The organism is Kitasatospora sp. HUAS MG31 (assembly GCF_040571325.1).
Lineage (GTDB): Bacteria > Actinomycetota > Actinomycetes > Streptomycetales > Streptomycetaceae > Kitasatospora > Kitasatospora camelliae.
On sequence record NZ_CP159872.1, the window covers coordinates 3,075,016 to 3,089,988 of the forward strand.

13 protein-coding genes are annotated in these 14,973 nt (G+C 72.1%); 4 read left to right on the forward strand and 9 right to left on the reverse strand.

The features are described 5' to 3' along the window. Positions 1 to 28: 28 nt before the first annotated feature. From ABWK59_RS13715 to ssuE, 3 genes are all read right to left on the reverse strand, one after another. A complete protein-coding gene (locus tag ABWK59_RS13715; protein ID WP_354640858.1) occupies positions 29 to 2,605 on the reverse strand; it encodes an ABC transporter permease in 2,577 nt (858 codons plus the stop codon). A gap of 15 nt (positions 2,606 to 2,620) precedes the next feature. After that, a complete protein-coding gene (locus tag ABWK59_RS13720; RefSeq protein WP_354640859.1) occupies positions 2,621 to 3,409 on the reverse strand; it encodes an ABC transporter ATP-binding protein in 789 nt (262 codons plus the stop codon). Between the two features lie 162 nt (positions 3,410 to 3,571). Further along, positions 3,572 to 4,126 carry an NADPH-dependent FMN reductase gene (ssuE, locus tag ABWK59_RS13725; protein ID WP_354640860.1) on the reverse strand — a complete coding sequence of 185 codons (555 nt, stop codon included), beginning with the start codon at positions 4,124 to 4,126 and terminating at the stop codon, positions 3,572 to 3,574. Positions 4,127 to 4,480: 354 nt separating this feature from the next. On the opposite strand from ssuE, the gene ABWK59_RS13730 reads away from it, so the two are divergent. Then, positions 4,481 to 5,770 carry an LCP family protein gene (locus tag ABWK59_RS13730; RefSeq protein WP_354640861.1) on the forward strand — a complete coding sequence of 430 codons (1,290 nt, stop codon included), beginning with the start codon at positions 4,481 to 4,483 and terminating at the stop codon, positions 5,768 to 5,770. Between the two features lie 67 nt (positions 5,771 to 5,837). Here the strand turns inward: ABWK59_RS13730 and ABWK59_RS13735 are convergent, their stop codons facing one another. Together ABWK59_RS13735 and ABWK59_RS13740 are read right to left on the reverse strand one after the other, a co-directional pair. After that, positions 5,838 to 7,001 carry an acyl-CoA dehydrogenase family protein gene (locus tag ABWK59_RS13735; RefSeq protein ID WP_354640862.1) on the reverse strand — a complete coding sequence of 388 codons (1,164 nt, stop codon included), beginning with the start codon at positions 6,999 to 7,001 and terminating at the stop codon, positions 5,838 to 5,840. Positions 7,002 to 7,088: 87 nt separating this feature from the next. Further along, a complete protein-coding gene (locus tag ABWK59_RS13740; protein ID WP_354640863.1) occupies positions 7,089 to 8,261 on the reverse strand; it encodes an LCP family protein in 1,173 nt (390 codons plus the stop codon). A gap of 300 nt (positions 8,262 to 8,561) precedes the next feature. Between ABWK59_RS13740 and ABWK59_RS13745 the strand changes: the two genes are divergently transcribed. Together ABWK59_RS13745 and ABWK59_RS13750 are read left to right on the forward strand one after the other, a co-directional pair. Continuing rightward, positions 8,562 to 9,905 (forward strand): UDP-glucose dehydrogenase family protein, encoded by a 1,344-nt coding sequence (locus ABWK59_RS13745; protein ID WP_354640864.1) that lies wholly within the window; start codon positions 8,562 to 8,564, stop codon positions 9,903 to 9,905. A 96-nt stretch (positions 9,906 to 10,001) separates the two neighbouring features. Further along, entirely contained in the window at positions 10,002 to 10,409 is a 408-nt protein-coding gene (locus ABWK59_RS13750; protein WP_354640865.1) for a CoA-binding protein, read from the forward strand. Between the two features lie 10 nt (positions 10,410 to 10,419). Here the strand turns inward: ABWK59_RS13750 and ABWK59_RS13755 are convergent, their stop codons facing one another. The 4 genes from ABWK59_RS13755 to ABWK59_RS13770 all read right to left on the reverse strand — a co-directional run bounded on the left by ABWK59_RS13755 (position 10,420) and on the right by ABWK59_RS13770 (position 14,177). Then, entirely contained in the window at positions 10,420 to 11,250 is an 831-nt protein-coding gene (locus ABWK59_RS13755; RefSeq protein WP_354640866.1) for a MerR family transcriptional regulator, read from the reverse strand. An 82-nt stretch (positions 11,251 to 11,332) separates the two neighbouring features. Then, on the reverse strand, positions 11,333 to 12,511 hold the full coding sequence (locus ABWK59_RS13760; RefSeq protein ID WP_354640867.1) for a dipeptidase: 1,179 nt from the start codon (positions 12,509 to 12,511) through the stop codon (positions 11,333 to 11,335). 26 nt (positions 12,512 to 12,537) lie between these two features. Then, positions 12,538 to 13,062 carry a 5-(carboxyamino)imidazole ribonucleotide mutase gene (gene purE / locus ABWK59_RS13765; protein WP_354640868.1) on the reverse strand — a complete coding sequence of 175 codons (525 nt, stop codon included), beginning with the start codon at positions 13,060 to 13,062 and terminating at the stop codon, positions 12,538 to 12,540. Then, positions 13,059 to 14,177: a 5-(carboxyamino)imidazole ribonucleotide synthase gene (locus tag ABWK59_RS13770; protein WP_354640869.1), complete on the reverse strand. Its 1,119-nt coding sequence runs from the start codon at positions 14,175 to 14,177 to the stop codon at positions 13,059 to 13,061. The genes purE and ABWK59_RS13770 overlap by 4 nt, the downstream gene beginning before the upstream one ends. Positions 14,178 to 14,436: 259 nt before the next feature. On the opposite strand from ABWK59_RS13770, the gene ABWK59_RS13775 reads away from it, so the two are divergent. Beyond that, positions 14,437 to 14,970: a GtrA family protein gene (locus ABWK59_RS13775; protein ID WP_354640870.1), complete on the forward strand. Its 534-nt coding sequence runs from the start codon at positions 14,437 to 14,439 to the stop codon at positions 14,968 to 14,970. Positions 14,971 to 14,973: the final 3 nt, after the last annotated feature.

Consider the following 14,973-nt stretch of genomic DNA (forward strand, 5'->3'; position numbering starts at 1 on the left):
GTCCTCGCGCCCCTGGGGGGTGGCTCCGTCAGTCGGTGGCGATGGCGGCCAGGATGTTCATGCGTGCGGCGCGGAAGGCCGGGACGAGGGCGGCGAGGAGGCCGACGAACGCCGAGGCGGTCAGGATGGCGACGATGGTGCCGACCGGGACGGTCAGGGTGGTGAGGCCCTGGGTGGCGAGGACGTCGCGGGAGGTGACGCCCCACGCGAGGCCGAGACCGGTGCCGAGGACGGCGCCGAACAGGGCGATCACCACCGACTCCAGGCGGACCATCCGCCGCAGCTGCCGCCGCGACAGGCCGATCGCCCGCAGCAGGCCGATCTCCCGGGTGCGCTCCACCACGGACAGCGCCAGGGTGTTCACCACACCGAGCACCGCGACCACGATCGCCAGCCCCAGCAGCCCGTACACCATGTACAGCAGGGTGTTGACCTGCTGCTGGATCAGGTCCTTGAAGCCGGCCCGGTCCCGGACGGTGATCTGGGGGAAGGGCTCCAGGGCCTTCTGCAGGGCGGTCAGCGTGGCCTCCTTGTCGGCGCCGGCCGCGGCCTGGCCGTAGATCTGGATCGGCGCGGGCAGCTGGTCCTCGGGCAGGACCTTGCGCAGGGTGTCGACCGAGACGAGGTAGCGGTCGTCGAAGGTCTCGCTGCCGGGCTTGGTGATCACCGCGACCGGGAGGGTCTGGGTGCGCCCGCCGGCGTACTCGGCCTTGATCGGGTCGCCGACCTTGAGGTGGTGCGCGTCGGCGAACTTCTGGTCCACCGAGACGCCGCCCTCGAAGACGGCCTCCGGGCGGCCGGCGGAGACCGGCATCCGGAAGTCGCTGAGGAACGCGGCAGTGGAGGCGAACATGTGGTCGGTGTCGATGCTGGCGCCGTCCGGCGTGGTGAGCCGGGTGCGGATCTCGCGGGCCTCGGTGATGTGGGCGATGCCCGGGGTGCGCTCGGCGGCGTCGAGGATCTCCGGGCCGAGCGGCAGGGGCATGCCCTCGGTGCCGATGATGTAGTCCGCGCCGACGGACTGGTCGATCTGGGCGTTGGCCGAGCTGACCATGGACGAGGTGACCACCGAGGCACCGGTGACCAGGGCCAGGCCGATCATCAGGGCGGCCGCGGTGGCGCCGGTGCGGCGCGGGTTGCGGACGGCGTTGCGCTGGGCGAGCTTGCCGGCCGGGCCGAACAGCGCGGGCAGCAGGGCGCCGAGCACCCGGACCACGCCGGTGGCCAGCAGCGGGCCCAGGACGACGAAGCCGACCAGGGTGAACAGCACGCCCGCGCCCAGCAGCAGGCCGCCCGTGCCGCCCTCCTCTGCGGCGAACGCGCCGGCCAGGCCGGCGGCGCCGATCCCGGTGACGACGAGGCCGACGAGGGTGCGGATCCGGTTGGCGGAGGCCTCCGCCGGGGTGCCGTGGTCGCGCAGGGCGGCCATCGGGGAGATCGTGCCGGCCCGGCGGGCCGGGATCCAGGCGGCGAGCACGGTGATCAGGACGCCGACCGTGTACGAGGCGGTCGGGACCGTCCAGCCGACCTCCAGCGAGGAGGCGTCGAGGTTCATCCCGACGGCCTTCATCAGCTGGATCAGCAGGGTGGCGAGGCCGAGGCCGGCGCCGAGGCCGAGAGTGGAGCCGAGCACGCCGAGGATCAGCGCCTCGATCAGCACCGAGCGGTTGACCTGGGACCGGCTGCCGCCGATGGCCCGCAGCAGGCCGATCTCGCGGGTCCGCTGGGCGACCAGCATCGAGAAGGTGTTGATGATCAGGAAGCCGCCGACCAGCAGGGAGATCCCGGCGAAGCCGAGCATGGCGTACTTCATGAAGGTGAGGAAGGAGCCGACGCCCTTGTTGTTCTCCGCCTTCTGCTCGGCGGCGGTCTTGGCCTGGTAGCCGGTGCCGAGGGTGGTGAGGGCGTCGGACTTGAGCTGCTCGTCGCTGCGGCTGCCGTCGCCGAAGAGCTCGACGGAGGTGTACGCGGTGGTGCCGAGCAGGTCCTGCTGGGCGGTCGGGGTGTCCAGGAAGGCCAGCGCGGCACCGGGGTTGGTGGTGCGGAAGGTGGCGATGCCGGAGACGGTGTAGTCGTGGCTGCCGCCGCGGGTGATCACCCGCAGCGCGCCGCCGAGGCCGATGCCGTTCTTCTTGGCGGTGTCGGCGTCGAGGACGATGTCGCGGGAGCCCTGGGGGGCGTGGCCGGAGGTGATGTCCAGCGAGTTCCGCGGGGTGTCGGTCCAGTTGCCGGTGAGGGTCGGGGCGCCGCCGGTCGGGCCGATGGACTTGTTGGTGGCCGGGTCGACCAGGACGGCGGTCTGGACGAAGACCTGGCCGATGGCGGTCTTCACGCCGGGGCGGCCCTTGAGCCGGTCCAGGGTGTCGACCGGGACGGTCCGGGCCCGGCCGCCGGCGGTCTCGGCGGCGGCCAGCTTGTCCTCGGCCGGCTGGACGGAGAGGTCGGAGGCGGTGGAGGCGAAGAGCCGGTCGAAGGTGCTGGTGGCGGTGTTGGAGAACACCAGGGTGCCGGAGACGAAGGCCACCGACAGGACGACGGCGATCAGCGAGAGCACCATCCGGCCCTTGTGGGCGAAGAAGCTCCGCAGGGAGGTCTTGAGCAGCATCGAACCCGTCCCCCGTCAGCTGGTGCGCTTGCCGTCGAAACGGCGCATGCGCTCGAGGACGGAGTCGGCGGTCGGGGCGTGCATCTCGTCGACGATGCGGCCGTCCGCGAGGAACAGCACGCGGTCCGCGTAGCCGGCGGCGACCGGGTCGTGGGTGACCATGACGATGGTCTGGCCCAGCTCGTCCACCGAGCGGCGGAGGAAGGTGAGGACCTCGGCGCCGGACCGGGAGTCCAGGTTGCCGGTGGGCTCGTCCCCGAAGATGATCTCGGGCCGGGCGGCGAGGGCGCGGGCCACCGCGACGCGCTGCTGCTGGCCGCCGGAGAGCTGGGTGGGCCGGTGCCCCAGGCGGTCGGACAGGCCGACGGTCTCGATGACCTGGTCGAGCCAGGCGCGGTCGGGCTTGCGGCCGGCGATGTCCATCGGCAGCGTGATGTTCTCCAGCGCGTTGAGCGTCGGCAGAAGGTTGAACGCCTGGAAGATGAAGCCGATTCTGTCCCGGCGGAGTCTGGTGAGCTGCTTGTCCTTCAGCCCCGTGACCTCCTGGTCGCCGATCCAGATCCGGCCCTCGGTGACCGTGTCGAGCCCGGCCAGGCAGTGCATCAGGGTGGACTTGCCGGAGCCCGACGGGCCCATGATCGCGGTGAACCGCCCGCTCTGGATGTCCACGTCCACCGCGTCGAGCGCGGTGACCCGGGTCTCGCCGGCGCCGTACGCCTTGGTCACCTTGCGCGCGCTGGCGGCGACGGCGTCCCGGCCGCCGGGGAGCTGGAGGTCCGGTTGGGGCCTCGATGCCGTCGTCACTGGGTTCTCCTCATGTGGTCCTCGGGAAGGTAAGGAACACGTTAGGAGCCGCCCGGCCGCCGATCGTCCTCCGCCGGGAGGAAGGTCGGCGACCGGGAGATGTACGGGATCGGGGCGCCCTACCCCTAGGGGTCCGGTCCCCGGGGATGAGGGTCGGGCGGGTCAGCCTGCGGGGACGAGTTCGGGACGGCGCTCCAGGGCCTCGGCGAAGGCGTCCACCACGGGGGCCAGCAGCACGTCCGTCTCGCGCTCGATCTCGGTGCTGCCGTCCTCGCGCACCGACACGTGCCGGTCCAGGACGAACCAGCCCTGGGTGATGTGGCCGGCGCCCATCGAGCTGAGCACCGGACGCAGCGCGTAGTCCACCGCGAGGACGTGGGCGGGCGAGCCGCCGGTGGCCAGCGGGAGGACGGCCTTGCCCCGCAGCGCGTACTGCGGGAGCAGGTCGAGCAGGGTCTTCAGCAGGCCCGAGTAGGCGGCCTTGTAGACCGGGGTGCCGATGACCACGCCGTCGGCCTCGGCGAACAGCTCGATCACCCGGGCGATCTCGGGGTGCGCGGTGTCGGCGCTCAGCAGCGCCTCGGCGGGCAGGTCGCGGACCTGGAGCGGCACCACCCGGTGGCCTCGGCCGGCCAGCCGGGCGTCGACGTGGCGGAGCAGGCGGGTGGTGCGGGAGGTCGCGGACGGGGAGCCGGACACGGACAGGACGACGGCCATGGAGTTCACCTCGGGGCAGGAGGACAGCGGGAGCGGCGGGCACCGGGGGCGCCGCGCACCGGTATGGGGACGGGTGCGCGGGCGGTGCGGGGAGGAGGGTTGAACGGCGGCGGACGTCAGCCGCGACACAGCGAACGGGAGACACGCCCCAGGTCGACGTGGCGCCGACGGGTGAGGGGGGTTCGCTGCTCCATGGCAGGCATGCAAGCACGGCCGGTTTCCGGGGGTCAAGGTTGGTTCCAGGGGATGAACATTCCGCGGAACGATCCGGGCCCTGCATCAAATCGGCTACAACGGGCCCGGTGGGGGCACCCGGCGCACTGCCGGGCCCCGTCTTCGGGCATCCTTCCCCCCATGAACACGTGGCAGGAGGACCGCCCGGGCGGCGGTGGCTCGTACGGTCAGGGCAACGGCGGGCAGGGGTACGGCGCGGCCGCCGAGCCGCCGCTGCCCCCGGAGCTCAACCCGCGCGGGGCGGGTGCGGCGGCGCCGGCCCAGCCGCAGGCGTACCCGCGGGTGCCGCAGCAGGCGGCGGGCGGCGGCTTCGGTCCGGCCGAGGGGTACGGTCCGGCGGACGGCTACGGCCCGCCGAGCGGCCCGGGCGGTCCGGGCGCGCCGGGCGGCCCCGGGGTGTCCGGTGCACCGGCGCCGGCCTCGCGCTGGCCCCGGAAGCGGAAGATCAAGGTGGCCGCGCTCGCCCTGGTCGGCGCGCTGCTGGTGACCGGGATCGGCACGTACTTCTGGGCCGACTCCAAGCTCAACCACGACAAGGACGTGCTGTCCGACTACCCGGGCCGGCCGGCCGCGGGCAAGGGCACCAACTGGCTGATCGTGGGCTCCGACAGCCGCGCCGGGCTGACCGAGGCGGACGAGGACAACCTCCACACCGGGTCCGCGCAGGGCAAGCGCAGCGACTCGATGATGCTGCTGCACATCGGGGACGACGGGAACACCCTGATGTCGATCCCGCGTGACTCCTGGGTGAACGTCCCGGCGCACCAGGAGGGCGGGAAGAACGTCGCCGCCGCCAACCGGAAGATCAACGCGGCCTTCGCGCTCGGCGGCGGCAAGCTGCTGACGCAGACCGTGGAGACCAACACCGGCCTGCGGATCGACCACTACGCGGAGATCGGCTTCGCCGGTTTCGTCGGCATCGTCGACTCGGTGGGCGGTGTGGAGATGTGCATCGAGAAGGACATCAACGACCGCGACTCCGGCCTCGACCTGAAGGCCGGCTGCCAGACCCTGAGCGGCTCGCAGTCGCTGGCGTTCGTCCGGCAGCGGCACCAGATGGCCGACCAGGACCTGGGCCGGATGCGCAACCAGCAGAAGTTCCTGAGCGCGCTGGCCAAGCAGGCGGCCTCGCCGGCCACCCTGCTCAACCCGTTCACCTTCTACCCGATGGTGAGCTCGGGCCTGGGCACCCTGATCGTGGACGAGGACGCCGGCCTGACCGACCTGGGCTCGCTGTTCCTGTCGATGAAGAAGGTCTCCGGCGGCGACGGGCGGAGCATGACCGTGCCGATCGGCAACCCGGACTTCCGCACCCCGACCGGCGAGTCGGCGGTGAAGTGGGACCCGGCGAAGTCCAAGGCGGTGTTCGACGCGCTGAAGAACGACACCGCGGTGCCGGACACCAAGTAGCCGGCGCGGTGTGACGCAGGGCCCCTCGTGCGCGCACGAGGGGCCCTGCACGTTCCTCCGCGGGCCCTTACGGGAGGTTGCGGGCCATGACGATCCGCTGGACCTGGTTGGTGCCCTCGTAGATCTGGGTGATCTTCGCGTCGCGCATCATCCGCTCGACCGGGTAGTCCCGGGTGTAGCCGTACCCGCCCAGCAGCTGCACCGCGTCCGTGGTGACCTCCATCGCCACGTCCGAGGCGAAGCACTTGGCCGCCGCGCCGAAGAAGGTCAGGTCGCCGTCGGTGCGCTGGGACTTGGCCGCCGCCGCGTAGGTCAGCTGCCGGGCGGCCTCCAGCTTCATCGCCATGTCCGCGAGCATGAACTGCACGCCCTGGAACTCGGCGATCGCCTTCCCGAACTGCTTGCGCTCCTTGACGTAGCCCTTGGCGTAGTCCAGCGCGCCCTGGGCGATGCCGATCGCCTGCGCGGCGATGGTCACCCGGGTGTGGTCGAGCGTCTTCATCGCGGTCGCGAAGCCGGTGCCCTCCGCGCCGATCATCCGGTCCGCCGGGATCCGCACGTTGTCGAAGTACACCTCACGGGTCGGCGAGCCCTTGATGCCCAGCTTCTTCTCCGGCGCGCCGAAGGACACGCCCTCGTCCGCCTTCTCCACCACGAACGCCGAGATGCCCTTGGACCGCAGCTCCGGGTCGGTCACCGCCATCACCGTGTAGAACTCCGACACGCCGGCGTTGGTGATCCACCGCTTCACACCGTTGAGCACCCAGAAGTCGCCGTCCCGCACCGCACGGGTCTTCATCCCCGCCGCGTCCGAACCCGCCTCCGGCTCCGACAGGCAGTACGAGAACATGCCCTCGCCCCGGGCCAGCGCCCCCAGGTACTTCGCCTTCAGCTCCTCCGAGCCCGACAGCTGCACCGGCAGCGAACCCAGCTTGTTCACCGCCGGGATCAGCGAGGACGACGCACACACCCGCGCCACCTCCTCGATCACCAGCACCGTCGCCAGCGCGTCCGCACCCGCACCGCCGTACTCCTCCGGCACGTGCACCGCGTGCAGATCGTTGCCCTGCAACGCGTCCAGCGCCTCCTGCGGGAACCGGCCCAGCTCGTCCACCTCCGCCGCGAACGGAGCGATCTTCGCCTCCGCCAGCGACCGCACCGACTCCCGGAGCATCTCGTGCTCCTCCGACAGCTTGAACAGGTCGAAGTCCGCCCCGGAGTTGCCCGCCATGTCCTCGCCCCTCAGTTAATGACCGTTAAGTAGGTCGAGTCTAGGGGCGAGGACACCGGCGGCGGCAGTGACGCGGGCGACACGAGGTCAGCGGACGTCCTCGCCGAGGGTGTCGCTGCTGGTCTTGTGGGTGGCGAAGTAGTCGTCCATCCTGTCGTTCTTCATGGCCTCCCAGAGCGGGGTGGCGGCCGCCTTGTCGAGCAGCACCACCGACTGGCCCTGGATCGAGTCGAAGCCGCCGAAGGGGGCGTTCATGAAGCGGACGTCGTCGGCGCGCAGGCCGCGCAGGCTCCAGCCGAGGTCGTAGAGGTCGTTGTTGCTGAACTTGTCGTCCACGCTGACCACGTCGCCGACGTTCTGCAGCAGGCCGCCGAGCCGGCTCGGGTTGCCCAGGGTGCCCGAGCTGAGGGTCTGCTTCATCAGCGCGCGGAGGAAGTTCTGCTGGCGCTTGGTGCGGTCCAGGTCGCCGTTGGGCAGGCCGTGCCGCTCGCGGACGTAGAGCAGGGCCTCGTCGCCGCTCATGTGGTGGGGGCCCTTCTCCCACCGCCGGGCGTCGCCGCGGGCCTCGATGGTCTTCGGGATGGTGATGTCCACGCCGCCGACGGCGTCGGTGAGGGCCTTGAAGCCGTTCCAGTCGATGACGGCGATGTGGTCGATCCGGATGTTGGTCAGGTTCTGCACCGTCTGGACCATCAGGGCCGGGCCGCCCCAGGAGTACGCGGCGTTGATCTTCGCCTTGCCGTGCCCGGGGACGTCCACCCAGGTGTCACGGGCGAGGGAGACCACCGAGACGCTCTTCCGGTCCGCGGATATGTGCATCAGCATCATGGTGTCGCTGCGCTGGGCGCCCTCCTTCCACGCCGGGGCCTTGGCGGTGGCGCCGGTGGTGGCGTCCTTGGAGCGGGCGTCCAGGCCGACCAGCAGGAAGGTCTGGCCGGTGTGCGGCACGGCCTTGGGCTGCTCGGACTCGGGGATGGTCGGGAAGGCGTTGGGGATCCGGTCGACCGAGTCCGCGTAGTGGCTGGCGGTCCAGTAGAGGCCGCCGACGCCGCCGGCGACCAGCAGCAGGAGCACGGCCACCGTCCAGACCAGCACCCGGCGGGTCCTGCGCTTGCGCTTCCGGTCGCCGGCGGGCGGGTCCTGGGCCGCCGCCTCCCCGGTCCCGTCCGCGGCGGCCCGGTCCTCCTCGCCGGTACCGTCGAACAGGCTCAGTGACCGGGCGCGCTCGTCCGGCGCGTCCTCGTACTCCTTCGAATCCATGCGCGGCATTCTGCCGTCCCGGCCCGGGCCGCCGTGGGCCAGGGGCCCGCTGGGGACGGCTTCGGGACGAGCCGGCGTCCGATTCGTTACCGCGCGGGGACGCCCGGACCGGCCGGGGCGCTCATCGCGGCCGTCCGGCAGCCGTCCCGCGGTGGACCTGCGGCGGTGCCGGGCCGGGGCCGCGAGGGGCTTTCCGGTGAGCGCCTTCGCAGCCCGGCGGACGCCGGATACCATCAGTGGCTGCGACCGCCGGCACCCTGCGCGGTCGCCGACCGAACGACCCGACATAAGGGGAAGCGCGTGGCCCTCCGCATCACGGTGATCGGTACCGGCTACCTGGGCGCGACGCACGCCGCGTGCATGGCGGAACTCGGGTTCGAGGTCCTCGGCATGGACGTCGACCCGGAGAAGATCACCGCGCTCTCCGCCGGCCGGGTCCCGATGTACGAGCCGGGCCTGTCCGAGCTGCTGCTCAAGCACGTGGTCGGTCACGAGGGCTCGACCGGGCGGCTGCGCTTCACCACCTCGCCCGAGGAGGTCGCCGAGTTCGGCGACGTCCACTTCATCTGCGTGAACACCCCGCAGCGGAAGGGCGAGTTCGCCGCGGACATGACCTACGTGGACGCGGCGCTGGACGCGCTCGCCCCGCACCTGCGCCGCCCGGCGCTGGTGGTGGGCAAGTCCACCGTCCCGGTCGGCAGCGCGAGCCGGCTCGCCGAGCGGCTGGCCGCCCTGGCGCCGGCCGGCGAGGGTGCCGAGCTGGCCTGGAACCCGGAGTTCCTGCGCGAGGGCTACGCGGTCGGCGACACCCTGCACCCGGACCGGCTGGTGGTCGGCGTCCGCAGCGAGCACGCCGAGCGGCTGCTGCGCGAGGTGTACGCCACCCCGATCGCCGAGGGCGTGCCGTTCGTGGTCACCGACTTCCCCACCGCCGAGCTGGTGAAGACCGCGGCGAACTCCTTCCTCGCCACCAAGATCTCGTTCATCAACGCCATGGCGGAGGTCTGCGAGAGCGCCGGCGCCGACGTGGTGCAGCTCAGCCAGGCGCTGGCGCACGACGCCCGGATCGGCGGCAAGTTCCTCAACGCCGGCCTCGGCTTCGGCGGCGGCTGCCTGCCCAAGGACATCCGGGCGTTCATGGCCCGGGCCGGAGAGCTCGGCGCGGACCAGGCGCTGACCTTCCTGCGCGAGGTCGACTCGATCAACATGCGGCGCCGCTCCCGGATGGTCGAGCTGGCCCGCGAGCAGTGCGGCGGCGGCTTCCTCGGCCGCCGGGTCGCCGTGCTGGGCGCCTCCTTCAAGCCCAACTCGGACGACATCCGGGACTCCCCCGCGCTCAACGTGGCCGGCCAGATCCAGCTCCAGGGCGCCCAGGTCACCGTCTACGACCCCAAGGCCGTGGACAACGCCCGGAAGATGTTCCCCAGCCTGGCGTACGCGGACTCCGCCATGGAGGCCGTCGAGGGCGCCCACGTGGTGCTGCACCTGACGGAGTGGCAGGAGTTCCGCGAGCTCGACCCGGTGGCGGTCGGCGCGGTGGTCGCCGAGCGGCGGCTGGTGGACGGACGCAACGTCCTGGACGGCGCCCGCTGGCGCGCGGCCGGCTGGACGTACCGCGCGATGGGCCGGCCCGTCGTCGAGTGACGGCACCCCGGCACCGGTCCGGGGATTCCCGGAGAGCGGGTCCGCCCGTCGGCCGGGCTGCGGAATGAGCCGGACCGACGGGCGGTTGGAGCTGGCATGAGCTACGGAGACGAAGCGACCGTCCGGCGCATCCTCAAGGAGACCGGCGAGGTGTGGGCGGTGGTCGGGCTGTCCACCAACACCCGGCGGGCGGCGTACGGCGTGGCGCGGGTGCTGCAGCGCGCGGGCAAGCGTGTGGTGCCGGTGCACCCCAAGGCCGAGACGGTGCTCGGCGAGCAGGGGTACGCCACCCTGGCCGACATCCCCTTCCCCGTCGACGTGGTCGACGTCTTCGTGAACTCCGCCCTGGCCGGCGAGGTCGCCGACCAGGCGGTGGCGGTGGGCGCGAAGGCCGTGTGGTTCCAGCTCGACGTCATCGACGAGGACGCCTACCGGCGCACCACCGGGGCGGGGCTGGACATGGTCATGGACAAGTGCCCGGCGATCGAGCTGCCGTTGCTCTGACGGCCCGGTGTCAGGCGACCGGGAGGGCGATGTCGCAGGCCTCGTCCTCCGGGCCGGCCGCGGCCCAGTCCGTGAAGTACACCTCGCGGGGGGCCGCGGCGGGCGTGAGGCCGTTCTTCCCCGCCCACTCGAACACGGCGTCGTAGGCCGCGAGGATCTGCGGGTACTCGGCCTGGGCCTTGGTGATCCGGATGTACGCCTCCCGCCGGGCCGGCTCGGTCCGGTGGGCCTCCTTCAGCTCGGCGGCGCGCGCCGGGTCGACCGGGACGCAGAGTTCCACCGGGCCGTCGCCGTCCTCGTCGACCTCGCCGTGGTAGACCACGAACGGGGCACCGGCGAGGCCGCCGTACGCCCAGGCGGAGGCGAACAGCCGGTCGCAGGCCTGCGGGATCCACTCGGGCAGTTCCTCCGGCCGGATGTGCCGCTGCTCGGTGAGCACCAACTGCTCCGGCACCTCGCGCTGCTGGATCTCGTACATGTCCAATCTCCCTTCGCCTCCTGACAGTTGGATGCGGAGGAAGGCGGCGAGCTCGCGCTGGCCGGCGATCCGGCGTTCCACCGACCGCCAGTACGCGTCCACCAGGGCGGCCGCCTGCGGGCCCGGCAGGGCCAGCACCTCGGCGACCTCGGCCAGCGGCATGTCCAGCCCGCGGAGCCGCACGATCAGCCGGGCGGCGGCGAGCCGGCCCTCCCGGTAGTACCGGTAGCCGGTCACCGGGTCGACCTCGTCCGGCTTCAGCAGGCCCTGGCGGTCGTACAGCCTCAGGGCCTTCTGGGAGAGCCGGGCGCGGCGTGCGAAGACACCGATACTGAGCAGGGGTTCCTCCTCCACGCCCACCACGCTCCCGTCTGCCCCAGGGTCAAGGTCAACCGGGCCAGGGTACGCACCGGGTCCGCCCGGAGGCGGCCCCGGTGCGCGGGCCTCAGTCCATCCGGGCCAGGGACGGCCGACGGGTCCGCTGGAGGTCGCGGGCCACCGCCTCGGCGTCGCGCAGGACGCGGACGGCGTTGTGCCAGGTGAGCTTGGCGAGGTCGGCCTCGGACCAGCCGCGGTGCAGGAGTTCCGCGATCAGGTTGGGGTAGCCGGCCACGTCGTCCAGGTCGGTGGGGACGAAGGCGGTGCCGTCGAAGTCGCCGCCGATGCCGATGTGGTCGATGCCGGCGACCTCCCGCATGTGGTCGAGGTGGTCGGCCACGGTCGCGGCGGTGGCCTCCGGCCGCGGGTGGGCGGCCTCGAAGGCGCGCTGCACCTCCATCGCGGCGGGCGTGGTCTCCAGCGGGTGGAGGTCGTGCGCCCGCATGTTCTCGTCCGCGGTGAGGGTCCACTCGATGGCGGCGGGGAGGATGAACTTGGGGACGAAGGTGGCCATCGCGACGCCGCCGTTGGCGGGGAGTTGGGCGAGCACGTCGTCCGGGACGTTCCGCGGGTGGTCGCAGACGGCCCGCGCCGAGGAGTGCGAGAAGATCACCGGCGCCTCGCCGACCCGGAGCGCGGCGCGCATGGTGTCCTCGTGGACGTGCGAGAGGTCGACCAGCATGCCGAGCCGGTTCATCTCCCGGACGACCTCCTCGCCGAAGGCGGTCAGCCCGCCGACGGCCGGCTCGTCGGTGGCGGAGTCGGCCCAGGGCACGTTGTCGTTGTGGGTGAGCGTCATGTAGCGCACGCCCAGCGCGTACAGCGCCCGCAGGGTGGCGAGCGAGCAGTTGATGGAGTGTCCGCCCTCGGCACCCATCAGGGAGGCGATCCGGCCCTCGGCGCGGGCCCGTTCCATGTCGTCGGCGGTGAACGCGAGGCTCAGCCGGTCGGGGTAGCGCTCGGTCAGCGCCCGGACGAAGTCGATCTGTTCGAGGGTGGCGCTGACGGCCTGGTCGCCGGCGTAGTCGCTGCGGACGAAGACCGACCAGAACTGGGCGCCCACCCCGCCGGCCCGGAGCCGGCCGAGGTCGGTGTGCAGCCGTCCGCTCTGGTCCTCGGCCAGGTCGAGGAGGTCCAGGTCGTACCCGACCTGGGCGCGCATCGCCCAGGGCAGGTCGTTGTGGCCGTCCACCACGGGGGTGCTGCGGAGGACGGCCCTGGCGCGTGCCAGCAGTTCGGGTGTCATGCACCCGTTTCTACTACGTGCGGAAGCTACTTGCCGAAGCCGAAGGAGTCGCTTCCGGCCACCTTGGCGCGGAGCTTGCGGCCCTTCTCGGTGGCCTGGCGGTTCAGGTCGCCCTGGAACTCGACCATGCGCTCGGCGAGGTCGGTGTCGAAGGCGGCGAGCATCCGGACGGCCAGCAGGCCGGCGTTGCGCGCGCCCGCGACGGAGACGGTGGCCACCGGGACGCCGGCCGGCATCTGGACGATCGACAGCAGGCTGTCCATGCCGTCCAGGTAGCGCAGCGGCACCGGGACGCCGATCACCGGCAGCGGGGTGACCGAGGCCAGCATGCCCGGCAGGTGGGCGGCGCCGCCGGCCCCGGCGATGATCGCCTTCAGGCCGCGGCGGTGCGCCTGCTCGCCGTAGGCGACCATCTCGCGCGGCATCCGGTGGGCGGAGACGACGTCCACCTCGTAGGGGACCTCGAACTCGTCGAGGGCCTGCGCGGCGGCCTCCATCACGGGCCAGTCGGAGTCGGAGCCCATGACGATGCCGACAACGGGGTCAGTCATTCGGTGATCGTTCCTCGCAGGTAGGCGGCCGCGTGACGGGCGCGCTCGCGGACGTCGTCGAGGTCGTCCCCGAAGACGTTGACGTGTCCGACCTTGCGGCCGGGCTTCACGTCCTTCCCGTACATGTGGAGCTTCAGCCCGGGGTCGCGGGCCATGCAGTGCAGGAAGGCGTGGTACATGTCCGGGTAGTCGCCGCCCAGGACGTTGACCATGACGGTCCACTTGGCGCGCGGCCGCGGGTCCCCCAGCGGGAGGTCGAGCACGGCCCGGAGGTGGTTCTCGAACTGCGAGGTGACCGCGCCGTCCTGGCTCCAGTGGCCGGAGTTGTGCGGTCGCATGGCCAGCTCGTTGACCAGGATCCGGCCGTCGCGGGTCTGGAACAGCTCGACCGCGACGTGGCCGGTGATGTCCAGCTCGCCGGCGATCCGCAGGGCCAGCTGCTGGGCCTCGTCGGAGAGGGCCGGGTCGAGATCCGGGGCGGGCGCGGTGACCTCGGCGCAGACGCCGTTCTCCTGGACGCTCTCCACCACCGGGTACGCGACCGCCTGGCCGCTGGGCGAGCGGACCACGTTGGCGGCCAGCTCGCGGACGAAGTCGACCTTCTCCTCGGCCAGCACGGGGACGCCGGCGAGGAACGGCGCCTGCGCCTCGGCCTCGTCGTCGACCACCCAGACGCCCTTGCCGTCGTAGCCGCCGCGGACGGTCTTCAGCACGACCGGGTACCCGTCGCCCTCGTTCGCGAAGGCGGTCACGTCGGCCGGGTCGGCGACGATCCGGTGGCGGGGGCAGGGCACCGCGATCGAGTCCAGCTTGGCCCGCATCACGCCCTTGTCCTGGGCGTTGACCAGCGCGTCCGGGCCGGGCCGCACCGCGATGCCCTCGGCCTGCAGGGCGCGCAGGTGCTCGGTGGGCACGTGCTCGTGGTCGAAGGTGACGACGTCGCAGTCGGCGGCGAAGCGGCGCAGGGTCTCCAGGTCCCGGTAGTCGCCGAGGACGACGTCGGAGACCACCTGGGAGGCGGAGTCCTGCGGAGTGTCGGCGAGGAGCTTGAACCGGATGCCCAGCGGTACGCCCGCCTGGTGTGCCATCCTGGCCAGCTGCCCGCCGCCGATCATGCCGACCACTGGAAATTTCGCCTTGCCCGCAAGAGTCACCCCGCCAGGATATCCGGGCCGGTCGCGGGGCCCGCACCGGCCGAGCCGGGGAGTGCGCGGGTGACCTGCGGGGCCCACGGGCCCCGGGAGAGCGAGTAGCCTGGTGGGCCGGACCCCGCGGTGCACTATTCCGATCATGTGCGTACACGAGGGGCATGTTCGCGCTGCGCCGCGCGGGCACCAGACGATCTCGTACGCGAGCACATGGAGACGGCCGGGTATGACGACGAGCACCGACACCGCCACCGACACCGCCCCCTCGCTCATCGGGCGGCTCCGCGGGATGTCCATGGAGGTGGTCGGCTTCGTGGTGATCGGCCTGACCGGCGTCCTGGTGAACGCCGGGGTGTTCTGGGTCTGCCTCAAGGGCACCGGCCTGGTCCACTCGCTGGCCGGCTTCATCGCCACCGCGGTCTCGATCGGCACCAACTACCTGGGCTACCGGTACTGGCTGTACCGCGACCGGGACGCCGACTCCCGCAAGCGCGAGATCACCCTGTTCCTGCTGTTCAGCGGGATCGGGATGCTGATCGAGAACGGGATCCTGGCGTTCTCGGTGCACGTGCTCGGCTACCACTCGGCGACCAGCCAGCTGATCGCCAAGAACGTGGTGGGCCTGGCCGCCGGAACGGTCTTCCGGTTCTTCTCCTACCGCACCTGGGTGTTCCGGGCGCTGCCCGAGCTGGCCGAGCCGGAGCCCGAGCGGGACGCCGAGGCCGCGTCCGAGGCCGAGCTGGCCTACGCCGGGAAGTAGCCC